Raw genomic sequence first — 23,005 nt, 5'->3', positions numbered from 1 at the left:
CTGTCACATCTCGTCCACCAGGGCCAGTTCCGCCCAGATGGTCTTGCCGTCGGCCGTGTGCCTGCTGCCCCAGCGCTGGGTGAGCTGGGCGACCAGCAGCAGGCCCCGGCCGCCCTCGTCCCAGGTCTTGGCCCGCCGCAGGTGCGGCGCCGTGTGGCTGGTGTCGGACACCTCGCAGATCAGCGTCGAGGCGTCGTGGATCAGCCGCAGCCGGATGGGCGGGGCGCCGTACCTGATGGCGTTGGTGACCAGCTCGCTCACCACCAGCTCCGCGGTGAACGACGCCTCGGTCAGCGCCCAGGTGGCCAGTTGGTCGAGGACCTGCTTGCGGACGGGGGCGACCAGTGCCGGGTCGGCGGGGATGTCCCAGGTGGCGACCTGCGCGGCCGGCAGACCGTGGGTACGGGCCAGCAGCAGGGCCACGTCGTCCGTCGCGCCGCCCGGCGCGAGCACGGTGTGCAGGACCCGGTCGCAGGTCTCGTCGAGCGGTCCTGCGGCGTTGGACAGCGCCTCGCGGAGCAGGGCCTGACCGACCTCGGTGTCCCGCCCGCGGGACTCGACCAGCCCGTCGGTGTAGAACGCCAGCACCGCGTCGTCGGGCAGCTCCAGCTCGACCGACTCGAACGGCAGCCCGCCCAGGCCCAGCGGCGGCCCGGAGGGCAGGTCGAGGTGCCGGGCCGGACCGCCCGGCGGGATCAGCACCGGTGCGGGGTGCCCCGCCCGGGACAGGGTGCAGCGCCGCGACACCGGGTCGTACACCGCGTACAGACAGGTCGCGCCGACCTCGCCCGACGCGGGGTCGCCGCCCGACTCGTGGGAGAGGTGGAGGACCAGGTCGTCGAGGTGCGTGAGCAGTTCGTCGGGTGCCAGGTCGATGTCGGCGAGGGTGCGCACCGCCGTGCGCAGCCGGCCCATGGTCGCGGACGCCTGGATGCCGTGTCCGACGACGTCCCCGACGACCATGGCCACCCGCATCCCGGACAGCGGGATCACGTCGAACCAGTCGCCGCCCACACCGGAGCGCGCGGCCGGCAGATAGCGGGTGGCCGCCTCCACGGCGCCCGTGCGCGGCAGGGTGCGGGGGAGCAGGCTGCGCTGGAGCGCGAGGGTGGTCTCGCGTTCGCGGGAGTAGCGGCGGGCGTTGTCGATGCAGACGGCGGCGCGCGCGGTGACCTCCTCGGCCAGCAGCACGTCGTCGTGGGTGAACGGCTCGGGACGGGTGAAGCGGGTGAAGGCGGCCACCCCGAGGGTCGTACCGCGCGCCTGGAGCGGGACGGACAGCATGGAGTGGACGCCGAACTCCCGGACCTGCCGGGCGCGTGTCTCGTCCACCGCGAGCCACGGGTCGAGATCGCCGGAGGGCACCGAGGCCACGATGCTGTGGCCGGCGATCAGCGAGTCGGCCTGGGGCGCGGCGGCCGGGTAGACGACCATCTCGCCCGTGCGGGCGACCGCCTCGGGGCTGCCCGGCGTCAGGGACTGGTGGGCGACCCGGCGCAGCGAGACGGGCGTGGTCAGCGGGCCGACGGGCTCGGCTCCGGGCTCCTCGGGCTCCAGCAGGTCCACACTGACGAAGTCGGCGAGCGCGGGCACGCACACCTCGGCCAGTTCCTGCGCCGTCCGGGTGACGTCCAGGGTGGTGCCGATGCGGATGCTGGCCTCGTTGACCAGCTGCAACCGCTCCCGCGCCCGGTACTGCTCGGTGAAGTCGTGGGCCGTCGCGCACACGCCCCGCACCCGGCCGGACCGGTCGGTGAGCGGTGCGAGCCGGGCCAGCCAGGCGTGCGCGCGGTTCTCGCCGGTGGCCTTCATGTACGTCTGCATCTCGGCCGGCCGGCCGGTGCGCAACACCTGGCGCAGCTGGCGCTCGAGTTCGGTGTGCTGCGGCCGGCCGCCGATGTCGGTGGGCCTGAGTCCCCGCAGGTGGGGGGCCGGCAGCCCGAGGAGGTGGGCCATGGCGTCGTTGACCCCGCGCAGGCGCAGCCCTTCGTCGAAGACCATCGTGGCGCAGGGCGACTGGAACACGGCCGTCCTGACCAGCGGATCGTCGGGCAGTTCCTGGTCCGTGGCGTCCAGCGGGGTGACGGCGAGCCACTCTCCCGGACCGTCGTCCGCCTGTCTGTGGTGGGCGAGCAGCCACACCGTGACGGCTGAGCCGTCGCGGTGCCGCAGGGCGAGGGTGCCGCTCCAGCGGGCGGCCGGGAGCCGGGGCGGACCGGAGCCCTCGGCCAGCAGGTCGGCGGCCGGGCGGCCGACGACCTCCTCGGCCGTGTGTCCCAGCAGCAGGCGCGCACCCTCGCTCCACCGCGCGAGCGTGCCGTCGGCGGCGATGACGGCCCGGGCCGTCACGGCATCGTCGAACGGGTCGTCCGGCCTCATCGTCGCCACTCCATCGCGCACACTCACCGTGAACCGGTGTATCGCCTGAGTTCCAGCCTAGTGGGTCGCGGCCCGTCGCGGACTGCGAACCTCCGCTCCGGATGACCCTCGCCAGTCCTGTCCCAACCGTTGACGGAGTGTCACACCTGCCACAACCATGGTCCGCGTACGGAAATGGGAGCGCTCCCATTTGTGTTTCCGCGCCCCGCACCTCCCCAAGAGGAGCCCAGACGTGAACAGACGCAGAACCGCTCTGCTGTCCCTGACCGGACTGCTGGCGACCGCGCTCACCGCCCTGCCCGCCGCCCCGGCCGGGGCGGACGAGGTCGAGCAGGTCCGCAACGGCACCTTCGACACCGGCACCGACCCCTGGTGGGCCTCCGCCAACGTCACCGCGGGCCCGTCCGACGGCCGCCTGTGTGCCGACGTCCCCGGCGGCACCGCCAACCGCTGGGACGCGGCCGTCGGCCAGAACGACATCACCCTGGTGAAGGGGGAGTCGTACCGCTTCTCCTTCAGCGCGACCGGCTCGCCCGCGGGCCATGTCGTGCGGGCGATCGTCGGCCTGCAGGCGGCGCCGTACGACACCTACTACGAGGTGTCCCCGCAGCTCAGCGTCTCCGGTGACACCTACTCGTACACCTTCACCTCGCCCGTCGACATCGCTCAGGGCCAGGTCGGCTTCCAGCTCGGCGGCAGCGCGGACCCCTGGCGGTTCTGCGTGGACGACGTGTCCCTGCTGGGCGGCGTCGCCCCCGAGCCGTACGAGCCCGACACCGGGCCCCGCGTCCGGGTCAACCAGGTCGCCTACCTGCCCTCCGGGCCGAAGAACGCCACCCTGGTCACCGACGCCGGCGAGCGGCTGCCCTGGCGGCTGAAGGACGACGACGGCCGGGTGGTCCGCAAGGGCTGGACCGTGCCGCGGGGCGTGGACGGCTCCTCCGGGCAGAACGTCCACTCCCTCGACTTCGGCTCCTACCGGGGACGCGGTACCGGCTACACCCTGGTCGTGGACGGCGAGACCAGCCGGCCCTTCGACATCGACGGACGCGCGTACGAACGGCTGCGGCTGGACTCGGCGAAGTACTACTACACCCAGCGCAGCGGCACCGAGATCCGCGACGACCTGCGCCCCGGCTACGGCCGTCCGGCCGGACACGTGGGGACGGCCCCCAATCAGGGCGACGGCCAGGTGCCCTGCCAGCCGGGCGTCTGCGACTACACCCTCGACGTCACCGGCGGCTGGTACGACGCCGGCGACCACGGCAAGTACGTCGTCAACGGCGGCATCAGCACCTGGGAGGTACTCAGCACCTACGAACGCGCCAAGCACGCCCGCACCGGCGAGGCGGACAAGCTCGGCGACGGCACGCTGAACATCCCGGAGAGCGGCAACAAGGTCCCGGACATCCTCGACGAGGCCCGCTGGGAACTGGAGTTCCTGCTGAAGATGCAGGTCCCCGAGGGTGAGCCGCTGGCCGGAATGGCCCACCACAAGATCCACGACGAGCAGTGGACCGGGCTGCCGCTGCTGCCCAGTGACGACCCCCAGAAGCGGGAACTGCACCCGCCGACCACCGCCGCCACCCTGAACCTCGCGGCCACGGCCGCCCAGGCGGCACGGCTCTACCGCTCCTACGACAGGGAGTTCGCGGCCACCACCCTGGCGGCGGCCCGCAAGGCCTGGTCGGCGGCCCTCGCCCACCCGGACGTCCTCGCCGACCCGGACGACGGCATCGGCGGCGGTGCCTACCCCGACGACACCGTGGCCGACGAGTTCTACTGGGCCGCCGCCGAGCTCTACATCACCACGGGCGAGCGCCAGTTCGGGGACCACGTCCTGAACTCCCCGGTGCACACCGCCGACATCTTCGGCCCGCTCGGCTTCGACTGGGCGCGCACCGCCGCGGCCGGCCGGCTCGACCTCGCCACCGTGCCGAACCGGCTGCCCGGCCGCGACAAGGTCCGCCAGTCCGTGATCAAGGGCGCCGACGGCTACCTGGCCACGCTGAAGGCCCACCCGTACGGCATGCCGTACGCGCCGGCCGGCAACGTCTACGACTGGGGCTCCAGCCACCAGATCCTCAACAACGCGGTCGTCCTCGCCACCGCCTACGACCTCACCGGCGCCTCGAAGTACCGGGACGGCGCGCTGCAGAGCATGGACTACATCCTGGGCCGCAACGCCCTGAACATGTCGTACGTCACCGGCTACGGCGAGGTCAACGCGCACAACCAGCACAGCCGCTGGTACGCCCGCCAGCTCGACCCGAACCTGCCGAACCCGCCCGCCGGAACGCTCTCCGGCGGACCCAACTCCAGCATCCAGGACCCCTTCGCCCAGTCGAAGCTCCAGGGCTGCGTCGGTCAGTTCTGCTTCATCGACGACATCCAGTCCTGGTCCACCAACGAACACACCATCAACTGGAACGCGGCCCTGACCCGCATGGCCTCCTTCGTGGCCGATCAGGGCTGACACCCGTACCGGCGGGGGCCGACGGCCACTCGGTCACCGATCCCCGTCGGTACCCCTTTCTGTACGGTCTGACCTGCATGTATTTACGATTCAGTACCCGCGCGGTACCGTGAGAGCATGCCAGCTCTCAACGTGGAGTTCAGCGACCGCGAGCTCGAGGACCTGCGGCAGATCGCCAAGGAGCGCGGTACGTCCATGAAGGCGCTCGTGCGGGAGGCGGCCGCGGCGGACATAGCACGCCACCGCGCCCTGCAGGAGGGCGCGGAAGCCTTCCGCCGGTTCTTCGCCTCCCACGCCGACGAATTCGCCGCGGCCTTCCCGGACGACGAACCCTCCGCCAGTGGTGCGGGACGGGCCGCCTGACCGATGGCACCCGTGCTCCACATCGACGTGCCCTGGCTGCTCCAGCGGCACGAGGAGGTCCTCCCGGACCAGCCCGTCGTCAACGACTTCTCCGCCCTCGTCGCGGCCGTTGCCCGTCATCGCGTGGACCCGCCCCGGCTGGGCGTCGACTCCGATCCGGCCTGGCGGGCGGCGGCCCTGCTGCACACCCTCGCCGTGCTCCGGCCGCTGCCCTCGGCCAACGCCCGCTTCGCCTGCGCCACGGCGGTCGCGTACATGTTCGTCAGCGGGGTCGGCATCGACCCGCCCTACGGCGCCCTGGTCGATCTGGCGCGCGACCTGATCTCCGGCGAGGCGGACGTGTACAGCGCGGCCGACCGGCTGCGCTCCTGGCAGATCTGAACCGCGCGGGGACGGGCCGCGCGGGATGCCGGGGCTCTCGGGCTCTCGGGCCCCTCGGGCCGCCGGCCGGGGGCGGGAGGACCGGGGCCGGCGGCCGGGCGCGCGGAAGGGCCGCCGGCTCTGCGCGTGACCTCCGGGAAGGGCCGTGACCGGTTGACCACGCTCCGGCGTGCGCCGGGGCTCCGGAGCGAGCGCGGAGTCCGCACGGGGTGCGGAAGGGGCCCGGGCGCCCCCTGGGGCGTCCCGGCTGTGAACGGCGCGAAAACCCAGGCCGAAAGCCGCGGTGAGAGCGGCGGACCGTGTTTCCTTTCTGACATTTTGTCAACGCGCGGATGTTGCCCGGGCGCCTTGTTGGCCGAGCGCGGGTTGTGCGAGAGTGAGCCACCCGTGCGGGGGGTAAAGGCCGGGGGCGCACGCGAGTCGGTGAACCGGGTGATTCGCCGTCGGTGAATTTCCTCCCCCCGTGCCGCGCCAAAGAGGTATGCACCAAGCGGTCTCCTTTTCGGCGTCGGAAACCCTCGAATGTCACATGCGCTGTGGGAAGGAACCATCTCAGTGCACACCCCCCACCCCCCTCGCCCCCCGTATCCGCCGCCCGGCGGGGACCGGGGGGAATCCGACGAGTTCCTCGCCGTCCGGTTGCGGGGCCGTCCGGAAGGTGAGGCCGCCCATTCCGTCGCGCTGCTTTCGGCACGGCACTGGCAGTCGATGCACGACTACGCGGCCGTCTGCCTCGCCTCGTCGGGGCAGCTCGCCGCCATGGTCACCGCGGCCGCCCTGCACCGGGTCCTGGACCGGGTCGCCGTCGGCGAATCGGCCGTCGCGCTCCGGCCGGTGCTGCTGGTGGGCGTGCGGGACACGGTCCGCGAGTGGGCCGCGGACGATCGAATAACCGGAGTTATGCCGGAGCTGCAGAAACCGGCGGGCGGGCGCGGCATGCGCGCGGCGACCACCATGACTCCGGAAAACCGCGCACTCGCCCAGCGGGCATTCCGCTCGCTGCCCGCACCCGCGCGCTGTTTGCTCTGGCACGTCGAGGTCGAGGCCGAGCCGATTTCCGTGCCGGCCGGTCTGCTCGGCATGGACCCCGACATCGCGTCGGGCGCACTCGAACAGGCACGTGAAAAATTCCGTCAAGGATGTGTCCACGCCCATCAGGAACTGGCACCGACGAAGGACTGCCGCTTCTACAACCGCCTCCTCGACGTCCCCATCCGGCGGGGCGGGGCCCTGCTGCCGGACGTCCGCCAGCATCTGGCGGAGTGCCGCTACTGCCGGAACGCGGCCGAACAACTCAGCCACTTCGAGGGCGGGTTGGGCACGCTGCTCGCCGAGGCGGTGCTCGGGTGGGGGGCCCGGCGCTACCTCGACTCGCGCCCGGGGCGCCTGACGGCCGGCCCACGCGGCGGACGCACCGCCCGCCGGCGCCGGGGCGGAGACGGGCGGCCCGGCAGCGGCCGGCACCGCGTGCTCTCCCGCATCCCCGTGCCCGGACGGCTGACGGGCATCGCGTTCCCGGACCCGGTGCGTTCCACCAGGACCCTGCTCACCGGCATCGGCGCGGTCTCCGCCGGAGTGCTGGTGAGCGTGCTCATCGCCGGGCCCTCCACCCCGGACGGCGGTGCCGCCGACCCGACGGGCTCCACCGGAGCGGCGGGCGGCCGCGCGGTCGTGCCGTCCGCGTCCCCGCCCGGCGCCGCCGGGCTTCCCACCGCACCGGGACGGACGCGGCTGCGCAACGTGGCCTCCGGCCTGTGCCTCGACACCCGGGGCGAGCCGCAGGACGGCTCCGGGACCCGCCTTGCGGACTGCTCCTCGGCGTGGACCCAGCAGTGGACGTACGAGGAGGACGGGCTGCTGCGCAGCGTGGCCGACCCCGGTCTGTGCCTGGACTCGCACAAGGACGCCGGTGTCGTCGTCCTCGGCACCTGCGCCGACCCCGGCGACCGGCGGGTCGACGACGTGCGGTACGACCTCACCGTGCAGGGCGAACTGGCGCCCCGCTGGGACGTCCAACTGGCCCTCACCCCGGCGACCCCTGACGCGAACGCCGACATCGTCGTCAAGGTACGCGACCGGACCGTGAACCAGCGCTGGACCCCCGAACCGGTACGGACGGCCACGGGCTCCCTGTCCATCAGCGGCGCCGGCACCCCGGCGGCCCGGCACGTGGAGCTGACCGAGCCGGTGACGTGACCCCCGGGCCGGGGCGGGGATCCGGCCCGGGAGGCCGCCTCGCCCCGGCCCGGGACGTGCCGTGGTGGCGCCGCACCGCGACGGTGCGGGGCCCGTGCAGGGCTTCGGCCCGGAAGACCCCTGCCCCGACCGCCGGCACGCGCCGTAGCGGTGCGGGCCGGGGCGGGTCAGCCCGCTGCCCCCGTGAGGGCGTCGGGACCGATCGTGGACGGGGTGGCGTGGCCCGACAGGGCCATGGTGAGGTCGAGTTCGGCGAGCAGGCAGCGGATCACGTGTTCCACCCCCGCCTGTCCGTCGAGGCCGAGCCCGTAGACGTACGGACGCCCCAGCAGGACCGCCCGCGCGCCCAGGGCGAGGGCCTTGAAGACGTCGTCGCCGGTGCGCACCCCGCTGTCGAAGAGCACGGTGAGCCGGTCACCGACGGCCTCGGCCACGCCGGGCAGCGCGTCCGCCGCGGCGATCGCCCCGGCCACCTGACGCCCGCCGTGGTTGGACACCACCACGCCGTCCATCCCGGCGTCGGCGGCGAGCCGCGCGTCATCGGGATGGAGCACGCCCTTGAGGACGATCGGCCCGTCCCAGTTCTCCCGCAGGAACGCCAGATCCGGCCAGGACTTGGCGGGATCGGCGAACATGCCGACGAAGTGCATCACCGCCGCGTCCGGGTCCTCGTGCACCGGCTTGGCCAGCCCTGCCCGGAACGCCGGGTCCGAGAAGTAGTTCGCGGTGCCCACCCCGTGCAGGAACGGCAGATACGCCTGGTCCAGGTCGCGCGGGCGCCAGGACAGCAGGGGAGTGTCCAGGGTGACGATCAGCGCCGTGAACCCGGCGGCCTTCGCCCGGTCCAGGAAGCTCCGGGCCACCTCCACGTCCTTCGGCCAGTACAGCTGGAACCAGCGCTCCCCCTCGCCCATCGCCTCCGCGACCTGCTCCATCGGCGTGCTGGACGCGGACGACAGCACGAACGGCACGCCCTGCGCGGCCGCCGCCCGGGCGGCGGCGGGCTCGGCGTCCGGATGCATGATCGACAGCACCCCGACCGGCGCCAGCGCCAACGGCGCCGGCAGCGCGCGGCCCAGCACCTCGACCGACAGATCACGCTCGTGCACGTCCCGCAGCACGCGCGGCACGATCCGGCGGCGTTCGAACGCGGCCCGGTTGGCGCGGGCGGTGCTGCCGTCGCCCGCGGAGCCCGCCACATACCCGGCGGGCCCCGGGCCCAGCCGCTGCTCGGTCAGCTCCTCCAGCCGGGTCAGATCGGTCGGCAGCCGGGGCACGGCCCTCGTCATCCCGTTCAAGTAGATCTCGTACTGGAAGTCGGCCCAGTGCTTCGCCATCCGCCCCGCCCTGTCTCCTCGAGCCACGCCGTTCCGGAGCATACTGGCCGGTATGTGCGGGGTGCGTCCAGCGCCGGGCGGCCGTGGATCAGCGGGCGGCGGCCGTCCGCAGGACCCGGGCCAGTTCGCGCGGCCGGGAGAACATCGGCCAGTGCCCGGTGTCCATCGTCACCAGCTCCCAGTTCTCGCTCTTCAGTGCCTCCGCCACCGACGGCAGCGGCTCCTCCCCGTCCAGCAGGCACTTGACGTACGTCGCCGGCAGCTCGCCGAGCGGTCGCTCCAGCACGGCCGGTTCGGTGAGCGTGGCGCCCGGGTGCGGGGTCGATCCGGCGGTGAACCGGGCCGTCTGTTCGTCCGTCAGGTCCTGGCCCGCGCAGTCGTCGGCCTCCGGGGGCGGCCAGAACCCGCCATGGGCGTCGATCGCCCGTCGGGCGCCGTCGCTCGGCCAGCCGTACAGGAACGACTCCCCGTCCACGGGCACGTTCGCGTCGACGAACACCACGCGCCGCAGCCGCTCGCCGATCCGCTCGGCCGCCTGGCCGACCGGCACGCCGGAGTAGCTGTGTCCCACGAGGACGACGTCCCGCAGGTCGAGCCGCCCCACCTCGTCCACGATGTCCTGGACATGGGTCCACTGCCCCGCCGGCACCCCCTGCCTCTCCGCGAGCCCGGACAGCGTCAGGGGATGCGCCTCGTGTCCGTCCGCGCGCAGTTCGGCCGCCACCTCGTCCCACGCCCACGCCCCGAGCCAGGCGCCGGCCACCAAGATGAATCGAGTCATGCCCGCACCGTAACGAACGCCACCGACAACGCCGTTCACCCGCCGTCGGCGCCGGGCTCCGCCTCCTCCGGCTCGTTGTCCGGCCCCCGGTCCCGCACCCGCCGGACGTGTTCCAGCGACTCGCGCAGCTCGGTGAGCCAGTCGTCGGTGTGCTGCTGGACCAGGCGCACGCACCAGGCCAGCGCCTCGCTGCGGCTGCGGGCCACCCCGCCCGCGATGAGGGTGTCGAGGACCTGCCGCTCCGGCTGGCGCAGCCGGGTCATGACGGGCGCGGCCACATGCGTGAAGAGGGCGCGGTGCCCGTCGCACTCCACGCCCCAGGACACCTTCCGGCCGAAGCGGTGCTCGGCGTCCCGGGCGACCGCGATCCGGTCGTCCCGGGTGCGTTCCCGGAACTCCTGGACGCGGCCCTCGACCGCCGCCTCCCGTTCGGCCGGCGAGGCGCCCTCCGCCGGCCGGGGGCCGGGAATGCGGCCGATGACGATGATCTCCTCGCGGTCGACCGTGACCTCGGTCAGCTCCTCGAAGAGACCGTCGGGGATCCGGCCGGTGAACCAGCCCCGCAGTTGCTCTCGCTGCTCTGCCGTAATCATGTAATGACGATTACTCGCCCTGTCCATGAACACAAGGCGTCGCGGAACGGTCCGCGGAGAGCGGAATCGGAATGTTTCAGGCCGATTGACGAGCAGCCGCATTCCGGCCATCTGGCCACTTCGCGTGCTCGGAGTCCGTGCGGTTACAGGGCGGCACCCCACACCTTCCGTGACTTCACGCCACTGATTCAATACGCAAGGTTACCGAAATCCGCATGCCCGATGTGAAGTTCCGGCGCGGACTCGGCAGACTCCGGCACGCCGGTTCGGCACCGACCGAGCACGAGCCGGCGACTCGTCGACACGAGCGGAAGGATGCACACAATGCGGAACACCGCGCGCTGGGCCACCACCCTCGGCCTCACGGCCGCAGCCGTCTGCGTACCCCTGTCCGGGGCGGCGCCGGCCGCTGAAGGAACCGACCCGTCCGCGCTCTACGCCCCCTCGGCCCTGGTGCTCACCCTGGGCCACGGCGACAGCGCGGCGACCGTGACGCCGGAACGCGCGGTCACCCTGACCTGTGCCCCGGGCCCCTCGGGCACCCACCCGGCCGCTGAGGACGCCTGTGCGGAGATGGACCGCGTCAGCGGTGACCTCGACGCCCTGACGATGAGCGAGGGCGTCTTCTGCACCAAGCAGTACGACCCGGTGTTCGTCACCGTCGACGGGGTGTGGCAGGGGCAGCGCGTCTCCTACGAGCGGATCTTCTCCAACGCGTGCGTGATGAACGCTCACGGTTCGAGCGTCTTCGCGTTCTGAGACCGGGATCGCACGGTTTCCCGTGACCGCGCGGCGGCCGGCGGACTGGGGAGTACCGGCCCTCTCGCGGAACGTGCGATCCCGCGCAAGGAGGCCGGCGGGCGGAGTGGGGCCGCCCGCCGGCCTCCGGGCTTCTCACGGGCCCTCGGCCCCAGGACTCACGCCCGGTCCCGGTGGCTGGTGTCGCACCACGGATACCGCCGGCTGCGGCGGCAGGTGCACAGGGCCACCCGGAAGCGGTCGGAGGCGACGACCGTGCCGTCCTCCAGCTCGACCTCCACCGGCCCCTCCACCAGCAGCGGCCCCTTGCGCCGGACGGTGACGCGACGCGGGGTGTCAGACGGGGAGTTCGGCACGGATCACCACCAGTTCTTCCTTGTCCTCGGACCCGGACAGCAGCCCCCGCTCCCGCAGCCAGTGCTCCCTGCCCCGTACCACCGGGCCGAAGGCGATGCGCCGGCGCCGGATCACCGCGGCCTTCGTCCCGGCCGCCCGCAGCTGTCCGATCGTCAGCCCGGGGTCGCTGAGCGCCGACTGCACCAGCAGCAGGACGCCGCCCGGCCGCAGCAGCGCGGGCGCCTCCCGGCAGATCCGGTCCAGGACGAGCCGTCCGTCACCGCCCGCGTCCCAGGCCCGGGCCGCACCCCGCGGCAGCGAGGCGCCGCCGGGCGCCGGAACGTACGGCGGATTGGCGAGGATCAGGTCGAACGACTCACCCCGCACCGGCGCGAACAGGTTGCCGCGCCGGACCCGGACCGGCACGCCGGCCCGCAGCGCGTTCAGCCGCGCCGCGCACACCGCCCGCCACGAGACGTCGACCGCGGTCACCCGGCAGCCGCGCCGGGCGGCCCCGACGGCCAGCGCGCCGGATCCCGTCCCCACGTCGAGAACGTCCGCGCCCGGAGGAACGGGCTCGTCGGACAGGGCACCGGCCAGCAACTCGGTGTCCTCCTGAGGGGCGTACACGCCCGGTGGCGCCAGTGGACTCACGGACCGCCGAGTACCCCCGCCGTCAAGAAGCATGGGTGAACTCCTGGGACAGGGGAGTGCGCAGCGACGACCGGCCGGCGCTCCAGTCCGCGAGCAGCCGGTCGCCGAGGCGGTCCTCGGCGAACACGGTGGCGTCGACACCGAAGGCGATGTCCGCCGCGAGGTGCGGCTCCACCTCCAGCAGACCGGCCACGACCTCGTGGCGCACCACCTGCTCGTGCACCGCGTCCGCCTCCACGTGCTCGTCGTAGAAGTGCTCGGCGGCGGGCCCCGCGCCCGTGCGGCGCATCGCCTCGGCGAGCCGCCGCGAGCCGGGCGACGAGGTGATCTCGACCGTCGCGAAGTGGCCCACCAGCGCGCCCCTGAGGGAGCGGTGCAGCCCGAAGAGGGACATCAGGTTCACCGTCACGAGCAGTTCGGCGCAGGCCGCGTCGAGGTAGCGGCCGTACGTCGTGTCCAGTCCCAGGTCCGTCATCAGGTCGGCGAAGAGACGGGCGTGCACCCGGTCGGCGCGGCCGCCGCCGTACTCGTCGAACTCGACCGCCGCCATCGCCGCCTTGGCCCGCCCCCACAGCCGGGGGAGCACCCACGCGTGCGGGTCGGCCTCCTTCAGGTGGTACAGGGACCGCTGGGCGGCGTACTCGCGAAGGTGCCACAGCTCGCCCTTGTCGCGCAGGAAGTGGCTGACGCCCGCACCGTCCACCGGTTCCACCAGGATGCCGGCGAGCGCCTCCTCGACGCCGTCGTGCCGCCGGGCGTCCGCGCGGAGCGCGGTGAGGAAGCGGTCCTCCAGGGCGGCGCGGACGCGCAGCAGCTCCGGGTCCCACTCGCGGTCCGCCGCCACGCCCGCGAACCCGCGGTAGTGCAGCTCGTAGCACAGGTACAGGGCGAGCTGGAAGTCGTCGCCGTACACGGGGGCGGCGGCGATCTCCTCGTCGGGCGGCAGCGGGCCGGTGGCCCGCAGATGGTCCTCGATGGCGCTGCTCAGGGGGCCGCGTGGTGCGGGCAGCCGGGGTTCTTCACGGGTGTGCTCCATGCGCCCCGGGTACCCGGACGGCCCACGGGCATCCGTGGTCGCGTGGCAACCGGCCGCCCGCGGGGTATCCCGTGTCCACATGAAGGCACTAGTGATCAACTGCACCCTCAAGAAGTCACCGGAGACCTCCAACACCGAGGCGCTGTGCGGGACCGTCACCGAGCAGCTGGAGAAGGACGGCGTGGAGGTCGACGTCGTCCGCGCGGTGGACCTGGACATCGCTCCGGGCGTGGTCAGCGAGGCCGTGCACGAGGGCGACGCCTGGCCGGGCGTCCACGAGAGGATCCTCGCGTCCGAGATCCTCGTCATCGCCTCGCCGACCTGGCTCGGGCAGCCGTCGTCGGTCGCCAAACGGGTCCTGGAGCGGATGGACGCCATGCTCTCCGAGACGGACGACGACGGCCGGCCGGTCGCCTACAACCGGGTCGCGGGGGTCGTCGTCACCGGCAACGAGGACGGCGCGCACCATGTGATCAGCGAGATCACCGGCGGTCTGCAGGACATCGGCTACACCATCCCCGGCCAGGCGTGGACCTACTGGAACCAGGGCCCCGGCCCCGGACCGAGCTTCCTGGAGGGCGGAAGCGGCCACGACTGGTCCCGCAGGACGGGCCGCGCCATGGCCGCCAACCTGCTGGGCGTCGCCCGGGCCCTGGCGGCGCGCCCCCTCGGCCCGCCGCCGCAGTAGGGAACCCGCGGTGACCCGGGCCGGTTCCGCCGCCGTAGGGGCGTGACGGCACTCGGCCGGCTGCCCGCACAGCGGGCCCGCCCGGCCCGGGGCACGGCGGAAGGAGGCTCCTCGACCGGTGCGGGTGCCCGCCCGGGCCCGGGCGGGTCCGACCGGCGGCTTCCCCGACAACTCGTCCGGCCTCGCCAGGGGTTGCCGCCTCACGGGACTCCTGCCGTGCGGGCTCGCACCCCGGGGGGACGCGGAAGCGCCGGTGTCCGCCCACGGGCGGACACCGGCGTACATCCGGGGGCCGACACCGTTCAGGCCGTGGGCGGACGCCCCGGGCGGGATCCGCTGCCTAGCCTCACCGGTATGAACCATCTGCCCCGCGGCGCAGCCGCCGCTTTACTCGGTCTGTCCCTCGCCCTCCTCGGCACGGGCGTGGCCCAAGCCGCGTCACCCGCGTCCACGGCGGTGCCGCCGGCCGCCGAGACCGCCCGCGCGCGCCTCGAACTCCCCCCGCCAACCGGGGCGTACGCGGTGGGCCGTGACACCCTGCACCTCGTCGACCGGAACCGCCCCGATCCCTGGGTGCCGGAGGCCGGGGCGCGTGAGCTGATGGTGTCGATGTACTACCCGGCACGGCCCGGCGGCGGCCGGACGGCTCCGTACATGACCGCCGCCGAGGCCCAGGCCTTCATCGACGACCGGGAACTGACCGACGTGGTGTCCGCCGGGACGCTCAGCCGCACCCGCACCCACGCCAGCCCCGCCGCCCCGCCCGCACGCGGGAAGTACCCGCTCGTCGTGCTGTCGCCCGGATTCACCGCCAACCGCTCCACCCTCACCCTGCTCGCCGAGGAACTGGCCAGCCAGGGGTACGTCGTCGCCGCCGTCGACCACGCCTACGAGTCGGTCGGCACGGCCTTTCCCGGTGGGCGCCTCCTGGACTGCGTCGCCTGCGAGAAGATCGCCCCCGGTGGGTACGGCGTGGTGCCCAGGGGCCGGGCCGAGGACGTGTCCTTCCTCCTCGACCGGCTGCTCGCCGACCGGCACCCCGCCTGGCGGCTCGCCCGCATGATCGACCCCGCGAGGATCGGCATGGCCGGCCACTCCATCGGCGGCGCCTCGGCCGCGACGACCATGGCGGGGGACCGGCGGGTCCGCGCCGGGGCCGACATGGACGGCTCCTTCATGGAACCGGTTCCGGCGGAGGGCCTGGGCGGGCGCCCCTTCATGATGCTGGGCACCGGCGACGACGACCGCTCCTGGACCCGCGACTGGCCGCTCCTCGACGGCTGGAAGCGCTGGATCGACGTCACCGGCGCGGGACACTTCACCTTCACGGACGTGCCCGTCCTCGGTGACCAGCTCGGCCTCCTGCCGCCGGAGGAGCCCTTGTCGGGCAAGCGGTCTCAGGAGATCACCCGCGCATATGTGACAGCCTTCTTCGACCTGCACCTGAAGGGCGTGGACCGGAAGCTGCTGGACGGGCCGACCGCCGAACACCCGGAGGTGGTCTTCCACACGGAAGGCTGAGGCGGGTCCACCCGAGCAGCGCCTCCCGGCGCCTGCGACGGCGCCCGGCGCCGCGGACCCGGACGGACCGCACGCCCGGTACCACCGGCACGATGCCCGGGACCGGCCCTCCTCGTCCGAGTCCGCGGACGGCCGCGTCCGCCGCCCCCGCGCCGGTCCGGGGACATCGCGACGGCGCGCCCGGGGCCGTCCCGCACGCGTTCACGCGGCCGGAGCGGAGCCGGCGGTCCGCGCGGCACGGCCCCTTCGGGCACCGGTCCCGAACGACGTCCTCCCGCGGTCCGGGACCGGCCGGACGGGACCTAGTCGCCCCGGGACTCCTCCTGCGCCTCGGTGTTCGGGGTGATGGCGTCCCCGGCCTCGCCCCGGTGGCGGCGCCGCTCGGCGGGGTCCTCGGTGCGCCGCTCGGCCTCCTCAACCTCGCGCAGCACCTCCTCGACGGCCGTCTCGGGCTTCTCTCGGTCGTCCCGCTCGGACACGGGCTCTCTCCTTTCGTCGTACGTCCGGGTCAGCCGCGCGTGGTGGCGACGCGCAGCGGTACGGGGCCGGCGGCCGCCGTCTCCTTCTCGTTGAGGCGGATGATCTCCGCCCACCAGGACGGGCCGTCCTCGATGTGGCGCAGCAGCACCCCCTCGCGCAGCGCCCAGGGGCAGATCGTCACCGTCCCCAGGCCGGTCAGCTTCATCGCCGTGTGCCCCACGACCGCACCCGCCAGGCTCTGCGCGGAGCGCGGGGCGGAGATCCCGGGCAGCCGGGCGCGTTCGGCGGCGGGCAGGGCGGCCAGCCGGTCGATCGCCCCCCGCAGGTCGGCGCAGGACAACTCCCGCTCCACGAACGGACCGTGCCGTCCGGGCGCGGCTCCGCACAGCCGCCCCAGCTGCTGGAAGGTGCGGGAGGTGGCCACCGCCGTACGGGGCCCCTCCCAGCGGATCCGGGCCGCCACGTCCCGCAGCTGGTGGCGCACCCGCCGGCGCAGCGCCCGCACCTGCTCCGGGGAGGGCGGGTCCGCGTCCCCGAAGTACTCGTGGGTGAGCCGGCCCGCTCCCAGCGGCAGCGAGGCGACGAAGTCGGGCAGCCGGCCGCGTCCGAAGGCGACGTCCAGCGAACCCCCGCCGATGTCCAGCAGCGCCAGCGGCCCGCAGCGCCAGCCCATCCAGCGCCGGGCCCCGAGGAACGTGAGCTCGGCCTCCACCTCGCCGGGCAGCGTGCACAGGTCGACACCGGTCCGGGCCCGGACCGTGCTCAGCACCTCCCACCGGTTCGGGGCGCCGCGCACCACGGCGGTCGCGAACGCCAGGGGGCCCGACGCGCCCCACCGCGCGGCGGTCCTGTCCGCCGCGGCGACGGCGTCCACCAGGCGCTCCACGGCCTGCTCCGGCACCGGCTCCCCGGGCATGACCTGCTCGGACAGCCTGAGCGGCCACTTCGCCGTGTGCACCGGCAGCGGCGCACCGCCCGCCGTGTCCGCCACGACGAGTCTGACGGTCTTCGATCCCACATCCATCACGCTGGTCCGCATGGCCCGTGGGTACCCACTTACCGCGCGGAGCAACGGGCGGGCCCCCGCATATGGCGAAGACACGTCCCAGGCGTGACCGGACGGTTACCACCCGTTGACATGTGGGTCACGGCTGCCCGACACCTCACGCCAGCTGCCGCCGGACCAGTTCGTGCAGCCGCCCGCCGGTGTCGGTGAGCAACCGGGCGGGCGGACCCTGCTGGACCACCTTGCCGCCGTCCATCACCACCACCCGGTCCGCGTCGAGGACCGTCGACAGCCGGTGCGCGATGACGATCCGGGTCGCCTCCAGGGCCTTGGTGCTCTCGATGACCGTGCGCTGCGTCTCGTTGTCCAGGGCGCTGGTCGCCTCGTCGAAGAAGAGGATCCGCGGCCTGCGGATCAGCGCCTGGGCGATCATCAGCCGCTGCCGCTGGCCGCCGGAGACCGCGCCGCCGGACACGAGGGTGTGCAGCCCCATCGGCATCCGCCTGATGTCCTCGGCCAGCCCCGCCATCTCCGCCGCCGCCATCGCCTCCTGAGGCGTGTAGGGCTCGCTCCCGCAGATGACGTCCAGGATGGACCCGGTGAACGGCTGCGCGTGCTGGAGCACCACACCGCACTGCCGGCGCACCGCCGACCGGTCGAGCGCCGCCAGGTCCTGACCGTCGTACAGCACACTGCCGGAGACCGGCCGGTCGAAGCCGATCAGCAGCCGCAGCAGGGTGGACTTGCCGCAGCCGCTCGGGCCGACCACCGCCACGAACTCGCCCGGCCGCGCCTCGAAGGACACGTCGTCCAGGACCAGCGGACCGTCGTCGGAGTAGCGGAAGGACAGCCGCCGTGCCTCGACCGCACCCGACAGCGGGCCCGGCCGGGTGCTCGCCGCGCGCACCTCGGGCGTGGCGTCCAGCACCGGCTTGATCTGCTCGAACAGCGGCAGCGCGGCGACCGCCGAGACGAACGCGCCGGTCAGCTGGGTGACCGAGGTCAGCACCATCGTCACCGACGTGTTGAAGGTGAGGAACTCCGCCGCCGTCATCGAGCCGCGCGCCGGACCGGCCAGCAGCATGAACATCGCCAGCGTGACCAGCGGCAGGTAGACCGCGCCCAGCACCGCCGTCAGGTTCTTGATCCGGCCGGCCTTCTGCTGGAGCTCGCGGCTGCGGGCGAACTCCGACGCCCAGGCGGCGTACGCGTAGTTCTCCGCCGCCGCCACCCGCAGCTTCGGCAGCCCGCGCAGCGTCTGGAAGGCCTGGTTGTTCAGCTTGTTGGTGAGCACCACCAGCCGCCGCTGCCAGCGCACCTGCCACAGTCCGAGGCCCAGGAACACGCCCGCGACGACGACCAGCATCCCGATCGCGGCCAGCGCCATCGGCACGCTGAACCACAGCAGGATCCCCAGGTTCATCGCTCCCACGGTGACCGACTGGGCCACCGTCGGACCCACCCCGGCCAGCGTGCGGCGGATCGCGCTGACGCCCATGGCCGCGCTCGCCAGCTCACCCGTCGAACGCTCGGTGAAGAACGTGGTCGGCAGCCGCAGCAGCCTGTCCCACACGGCCGGCTGGAGCGTGGCCTCCACCCGGCCCTCAAGACGCAGCAGGGTGAGGTTCTGCAGCAGCATGAACGCGGCGGCCACCACACTGCTGAGGATCACCGCGAGGCACGTCTGCACGATCAGCCCGGTCTGCGCCTTCGGCACGAACTCGCCGAGCACCTTGCCGGTCGCCAGCGGCACCAGGGCCCCGATCGCCACCGTCACCAGACCGCTCAGCAGCAGACCCGTCAGATCACCCCGCGTACCCGTCATGCAGAACCGCAGCAGCCGCAGCGGGCTCAGCCGCCGCTCGGGCAGCGGACGGTAGAACATCACCGCGCGGGGCTCGAACTCCCCGGCGTTCGCCTTCTCGACCGGCGTCTCACGGCCGGTCGCGGGATGCACCGCCACATAGCCGCCGCGCCGCCACAGCAGCGCCACCGGCGCCCCCGACAGGGCCCGGTGACCCACCAGCGGCCCCACGTCGTCCCGCCACCAGCGGCCGTCCAGCCGTACGACACGGGTCCGCACCCGGGAGGCCAGGGCGATCTGCTCGACCGGATCGAGCCGGTCCCCGCCGGTACCGGACTGCGCGGGCGCGGCGAGCGTGATCCCGGCCGCCCGGGCCACCAGCTCGCAGGCCGCGTACGTGGCGTCCGCGTCGGCCGCCGTCGTGCGCCGCCCCGACCGCTTGCCGATCGCGGCGAGCAGCGTCCGGTCGGCCCGGTCACGGACCGCCTCACCGGCCGCGATGCCCTCGGCGGTCCGCGTCTCGTGCGTGTGCTCCAGCTGCTCGATCCACCGGTCCAGCGTGGTCATCAGCCGGTACTGCTGGTCGACCATGCTCTGCCACAGCGCCGGATCCATCAGCAGGTCGGCCGCCGCCTCCGCCCCGTACAGCGAGCCGTACTGCACACTGCCCGGCGGGACCTGCATCCAGAACACGTCGTCGTCGCTGGGCGCGGTGGCCCGCTCCGTGGCCATCGGAGCCTGGAACAGCACCGCCAGACCGCGGCCCGCACCGAGCGCCAGCGCGTACTCCAGGGGGCTCGTCGTGGGCGGCACGTACTGCGGGTTGCCGTACTCGTCGTACGACCAGGTCTGGGTGCTCGCCGGCTGGTACAACTCGCGCAGGGCGATGCGGCGCACCACGCAGTTCCGCAGCGGACGCGCCACCAGCGTGTGCGCCGGGCCGGTCACCGGGCCCAGCACCAGCGAGCCCGCCTCCAGCCGGCCCAGATGGTGCCAGTGGCCCTGCCGTTCGGCGTCCACCGCGAACAGGTCCACGGCACCGGACACGATCAGCCACAGCGTCTGCGGCCCCTCCAGGTCCAGCCGGCCGGACCCGGAGCAGTCGATCGGCGTGCCCAGCGACCCGAGCGCGCCCAGGACGAGGTCGCCGCCCTGACCCTCGTGCACGGTCGTCATCTCATCGCTCCCTGACCAGCGCCGCGTACGCGCCGCCGCGCGCCACCAGCTCCTCGTGCCGTCCGCGCTCCACGACCGTGCCGTGGTCCAGGACGACGATCTCGTCGCTGTCGCGCACCGTGCTCAGCCGGTGCGCGATCACCACGCAGGCACAGCCGCGCCGGCGCAGGTTGTCCATCACCACCAGCTCGGTCTCCGCGTCCAGCGCGCTGGTCACCTCGTCGAGGACCAGGATGCTCGGCCGGCGCACCAGCGCCCGCGCGATCTCCAGGCGCTGGCGCTGACCGCCGGAGAAGTTCCGGCCGTCCTGCTCGACCGGGCTGTGGATGCCGCCCGGCCGGCGCAGGACCACGTCGTACAGCGCCGCGTCCTTCAGCGCCTCCACCACGGCCTCGTCCGGGATCGACGGGTCCCACAGCGCCACGTTGTCCCGGACGGTGCCCTCGAAGAGGAACACCTCCTGGTCGACGAAGGAGACGGAGGCGGCCAGCGCCCCGCGCGGGATGTCCTCGATGCGCTGCCCGTCGATCCGGATCACGCCCTCCCACGGCGCGTACAGCCCCGAGATCAGCCGGGACACCGTGGACTTGCCGCTGCCGGAGCCGCCCACCAGCGCCACCTGCTGCCCGGGACCCACCGTGAGGTCGAAGCCGGTCAGCAGCGGCTTGTCCAGCGGGTTGTAGCCGAAGGTGAGGTTCTGCAGCTCGACGTGGCCGTGCAGGCGGCGCGTCGACTCGCCGGCACCGGGACGGCCGTAGAGCGGGTCCGCCCGGAAGTTCTCCACGTCCTTCAGCCGGGCCACGTCCGCGGCGAAGTCCTGGATCCGGCCCGCGACGCCGTTGAGCCGGGTCAGCGGGGCGGTGAAGCGGGCGACCAGCGCCTGGAAGGCGACCAGCAGACCGACCGAGACGTGTCCCTCGACCGCCCGCATGCCGCCGATCCACAGGATCAGCGCGCTGTTGAGCGTGGCGAGCGTCGGCGCGACGACGCCGAGCCAGGCGCTCGGCACCCCGAGCCGCTGCTGCTCCTCCAGCGTGGTGGCGTGCTGCCCGGCCCACTTGCGGAAGTAGCCGTCCTCCCCGCCGGTCGCCTTGAGCGTCTCGATCAGCTGCAGACCGGTGTACGCCGTGTTGGTGAGCCGTGCGCTGTCCGCGCGCAGCTTCGCCGTACGGGTCGCGCGCAGCCGGATCACGATCCGCATCGCCACGATGTTCAGCAGCGCCACGCCGATGCCCACGAAGGTCAGCTGCGGGTCGTACGTGTACAGCAGCACCGCGTACAGCACGACCACCACCGCGTCCACGCCCGCCGCCGACAGGTCGCGGGCCAGCGTCTCGGCCACCGCGTCGTTGGACTGCAGCCGCTGCACCAGGTCGGCGGGGCTGCGCTGGGAGAAGAACGTCACCGGCAGCCGCAGCAGATGGCGCAGAAAGCGGGCGCTGGACAGGGTGGAGGAGATCAGCCGGCCGCGCAGCAGGTTGGCCTGTTGCAGCCAGGTCAGCACCAGCGTGAGCAGCACACAGGCGCCCATCGACGTGAACAGCACGTCCAGCGTCGAGGTCCGGCCGCCGATCAGGAACTCGTCGATGAAGGTACGGCTGAGCCCCGGCACCGCCGCGCCGACCGCGACCAGCAGCAGGCTCGACAGCACCACCGCGGGCATGGTGCCCGCCGTGCCGCGCAGCCGGGCCGGCATCGCGCCGAGCACGCCCGGCCTGCGGCCGCCCCGGGTGAAGTCCTCGCCGGGCTCCATCACCAGCACGACACCGGTGAAGCTGCCGTCGAACTCCTCCAGGGGGACGAACCGCCGCCCCTTGCCGGGGTCGTTGACGTACACCCCGCGGCGGCCGAACCGGCGGCCCATGCCGTCGTAGACGACGTAGTGGTTGAACTCCCAGAACAGGATGGCCGGCGCCGTCACCTCGGCGAGGGCGGCCAGGTCCATCTGCATGCCCTTGGCGGTCAGCCCGTAACCGCGGGCCGCCTTCAGCAGGTTGCTGGCGCGCGAGCCGTCCCGCGAGACGCCGCAGGCGATGCGCAGCTCCTCCAGCGGGACGTGCCTGCCGTAGTGGCCGAGCACCATCGCCAGCGAGGCGGCGCCGCACTCCACGGCCTCCATCTGGAGCACGGTGGGGGTGCGGACCGTCTTCGCACGGGACGTGGGCACCGTGCGCTTCGGCGGGGCGGCCCGGCGCCGGCCGCGGGTCTCCCGGGCGGTGCTCACGGCAGCAGCCAGTCGACGGGGCGCCGGTCGGCCAGCCGGATCGAACCCGTGGCCAGGGTCATCGAGGTCAGCTCGAACGGCGGGCCCTCCGCGGAGGACCACGCGTAACCGCTCTTCGTGCCGGACGACCTCTCCAGCTCGACCGTGACCGCCACCGGCCTGCCCTTCTCGGTGAACTGCTCGCCGAGCTGGGCGTCCCCGAGGAACGCGGCGATCTGCTGGGGGGACTGCGCCGAGCGGTCCACCGACTTCACCTCGCCGTGCAGCACGCCGTACTCCTGGCTCGGCACCGACTGCACGGTCAGGTCCACGGAGGCGTGCGCGGGGATGCCGGCGGCGCTCTCGGCGGGGACGTACACCGTCGCCTGCAGCGGGGCCTCCGCACGGGCGACCTTCTCCACGGCGGCGACGTTCGCGCCGGTGGAGATGATCTGCCCGGTGCTGGCGGCGAGCGCGGTGACGCGGCCCGCGTCGAGGCTGCGGACGACCTTGTCGCCCTGCTCGGTGCCGACCTTCAGGACGGGGGAGCCGGCGGGCAGCCGCTCGCCCTCCTCGGCGAGGACGGCGGTGACCTGGCCGGCGACGGGGCTCTGCAGGACGTAACTGCCCTGCCCGTACGTGAGGACGGCGGGCGCGCTGACCGTGGAGGACACCGAGCCGGTCACCGCCCACACCGACGCGGCCGCCATCGCGACCACCGTCACGGAGAGCACCAGCCAGCCCTGCGGACGCGCGAAGCGCACCGGGAGGTCGAGTTCCTCCGGTGACTGGAGCCTGGCGAGGGCCTGTTGGCGGAACTGCACGGGTCTTCCCTC

The 23,005-nt window shown here is 73.5% G+C and carries 19 protein-coding genes; 7 read left to right on the top strand and 12 right to left on the bottom strand.

Annotation, left to right across the window (positions count from 1 at the left end; translation table 11 throughout):
• Window positions 1-3 precede the first annotated feature (3 nt).
• A complete protein-coding gene (locus AB0A94_RS10975) occupies window positions 4-2,379 on the bottom strand; it encodes a SpoIIE family protein phosphatase (RefSeq protein WP_361742096.1) in 2,376 nt (791 codons plus the stop codon).
• 232 nt (window positions 2,380-2,611) lie between these two features.
• Between AB0A94_RS10975 and AB0A94_RS10970 the strand changes: the two genes are divergently transcribed.
• The 4 genes from AB0A94_RS10970 to AB0A94_RS10955 all read left to right on the top strand — a co-directional run bounded on the left by AB0A94_RS10970 (window position 2,612) and on the right by AB0A94_RS10955 (window position 7,795).
• A complete protein-coding gene (locus tag AB0A94_RS10970; protein ID WP_361742093.1) occupies window positions 2,612-4,855 on the top strand; it encodes a glycoside hydrolase family 9 protein in 2,244 nt (747 codons plus the stop codon).
• Between the two features lie 117 nt (window positions 4,856-4,972).
• Window positions 4,973-5,218 (top strand): hypothetical protein, encoded by a 246-nt coding sequence (locus tag AB0A94_RS10965; protein WP_361742090.1) that lies wholly within the window; start codon window positions 4,973-4,975, stop codon window positions 5,216-5,218.
• Window positions 5,219-5,221: 3 nt separating this feature from the next.
• The gene (locus AB0A94_RS10960; RefSeq protein ID WP_217134275.1) at window positions 5,222-5,599 is read left to right on the top strand and encodes a toxin Doc; all 378 of its coding nucleotides are present in this window, start codon (window positions 5,222-5,224) and stop codon (window positions 5,597-5,599) included.
• A gap of 555 nt (window positions 5,600-6,154) precedes the next feature.
• Entirely contained in the window at window positions 6,155-7,795 is a 1,641-nt protein-coding gene (locus AB0A94_RS10955) for an RICIN domain-containing protein (RefSeq protein WP_361742087.1), read from the top strand.
• A gap of 167 nt (window positions 7,796-7,962) precedes the next feature.
• On the opposite strand, the gene AB0A94_RS10950 is transcribed toward AB0A94_RS10955, so the two are convergent.
• From AB0A94_RS10950 to AB0A94_RS10940, 3 genes are all read right to left on the bottom strand, one after another.
• Window positions 7,963-9,132, bottom strand: coding sequence for a lactate 2-monooxygenase (locus AB0A94_RS10950; protein ID WP_361742084.1), 1,170 nt, complete (start codon window positions 9,130-9,132; stop codon window positions 7,963-7,965).
• Window positions 9,133-9,220: 88 nt separating this feature from the next.
• Complete coding sequence (locus tag AB0A94_RS10945) at window positions 9,221-9,913, bottom strand: alpha/beta hydrolase (RefSeq protein ID WP_361742081.1); 693 nt, start codon at window positions 9,911-9,913, stop codon at window positions 9,221-9,223.
• Between the two features lie 35 nt (window positions 9,914-9,948).
• Entirely contained in the window at window positions 9,949-10,506 is a 558-nt protein-coding gene (locus AB0A94_RS10940) for a hypothetical protein (RefSeq protein WP_361742078.1), read from the bottom strand.
• A gap of 324 nt (window positions 10,507-10,830) precedes the next feature.
• Between AB0A94_RS10940 and AB0A94_RS10935 the strand changes: the two genes are divergently transcribed.
• A complete protein-coding gene (locus AB0A94_RS10935; protein ID WP_361742075.1) occupies window positions 10,831-11,265 on the top strand; it encodes a subtilase-type protease inhibitor in 435 nt (144 codons plus the stop codon).
• 158 nt (window positions 11,266-11,423) lie between these two features.
• Here the strand turns inward: AB0A94_RS10935 and AB0A94_RS10930 are convergent, their stop codons facing one another.
• From AB0A94_RS10930 to AB0A94_RS10920, 3 genes are read right to left on the bottom strand one after another with little or no spacing between them, the layout of a single operon-like run.
• The gene (locus AB0A94_RS10930) at window positions 11,424-11,621 is read right to left on the bottom strand and encodes a CDGSH iron-sulfur domain-containing protein (RefSeq protein WP_030226631.1); all 198 of its coding nucleotides are present in this window, start codon (window positions 11,619-11,621) and stop codon (window positions 11,424-11,426) included.
• A complete protein-coding gene (locus AB0A94_RS10925; RefSeq protein WP_361742072.1) occupies window positions 11,602-12,288 on the bottom strand; it encodes a HemK2/MTQ2 family protein methyltransferase in 687 nt (228 codons plus the stop codon). The genes AB0A94_RS10930 and AB0A94_RS10925 overlap by 20 nt, the downstream gene beginning before the upstream one ends.
• Complete coding sequence (locus AB0A94_RS10920) at window positions 12,278-13,291, bottom strand: iron-containing redox enzyme family protein (RefSeq protein WP_361742069.1); 1,014 nt, start codon at window positions 13,289-13,291, stop codon at window positions 12,278-12,280. Before AB0A94_RS10920 ends, AB0A94_RS10925 begins: the two co-directional genes overlap by 11 nt.
• Before the next feature lie 79 nt (window positions 13,292-13,370).
• Between AB0A94_RS10920 and AB0A94_RS10915 the strand changes: the two genes are divergently transcribed.
• Together AB0A94_RS10915 and AB0A94_RS10910 are read left to right on the top strand one after the other, a co-directional pair.
• On the top strand, window positions 13,371-13,979 hold the full coding sequence (locus AB0A94_RS10915; protein ID WP_361742066.1) for a flavodoxin family protein: 609 nt from the start codon (window positions 13,371-13,373) through the stop codon (window positions 13,977-13,979).
• Window positions 13,980-14,333: 354 nt separating this feature from the next.
• Window positions 14,334-15,500: an alpha/beta hydrolase gene (locus AB0A94_RS10910; RefSeq protein WP_361742063.1), complete on the top strand. Its 1,167-nt coding sequence runs from the start codon at window positions 14,334-14,336 to the stop codon at window positions 15,498-15,500.
• Window positions 15,501-15,802: 302 nt separating this feature from the next.
• On the opposite strand, the gene AB0A94_RS10905 is transcribed toward AB0A94_RS10910, so the two are convergent.
• The 5 genes from AB0A94_RS10905 to AB0A94_RS10885 form a co-directional block, all read right to left on the bottom strand.
• Window positions 15,803-15,979, bottom strand: coding sequence for a hypothetical protein (locus tag AB0A94_RS10905; RefSeq protein ID WP_361742060.1), 177 nt, complete (start codon window positions 15,977-15,979; stop codon window positions 15,803-15,805).
• 29 nt (window positions 15,980-16,008) lie between these two features.
• On the bottom strand, window positions 16,009-17,019 hold the full coding sequence (locus tag AB0A94_RS10900; RefSeq protein ID WP_361742057.1) for a Ppx/GppA family phosphatase: 1,011 nt from the start codon (window positions 17,017-17,019) through the stop codon (window positions 16,009-16,011).
• Between the two features lie 124 nt (window positions 17,020-17,143).
• The gene (locus tag AB0A94_RS10895; protein WP_361742054.1) at window positions 17,144-19,966 is read right to left on the bottom strand and encodes an NHLP bacteriocin export ABC transporter permease/ATPase subunit; all 2,823 of its coding nucleotides are present in this window, start codon (window positions 19,964-19,966) and stop codon (window positions 17,144-17,146) included.
• 1 nt (window position 19,967) lies between these two features.
• On the bottom strand, window positions 19,968-22,190 hold the full coding sequence (locus AB0A94_RS10890; protein ID WP_361742051.1) for an NHLP family bacteriocin export ABC transporter peptidase/permease/ATPase subunit: 2,223 nt from the start codon (window positions 22,188-22,190) through the stop codon (window positions 19,968-19,970).
• Complete coding sequence (locus AB0A94_RS10885; protein ID WP_361742048.1) at window positions 22,187-22,993, bottom strand: HlyD family efflux transporter periplasmic adaptor subunit; 807 nt, start codon at window positions 22,991-22,993, stop codon at window positions 22,187-22,189. Before AB0A94_RS10885 ends, AB0A94_RS10890 begins: the two co-directional genes overlap by 4 nt.
• Window positions 22,994-23,005 lie beyond the last annotated feature (12 nt).

Origin of the sequence: Streptomyces sp. NPDC044984 (assembly GCF_040646935.1) — a bacterium.
GTDB lineage: Bacteria > Actinomycetota > Actinomycetes > Streptomycetales > Streptomycetaceae > Streptomyces.
The sequence above is the reverse complement of the archived record's forward strand: the minus strand, read 5'-3'. Positions and strand labels throughout refer to the sequence as shown.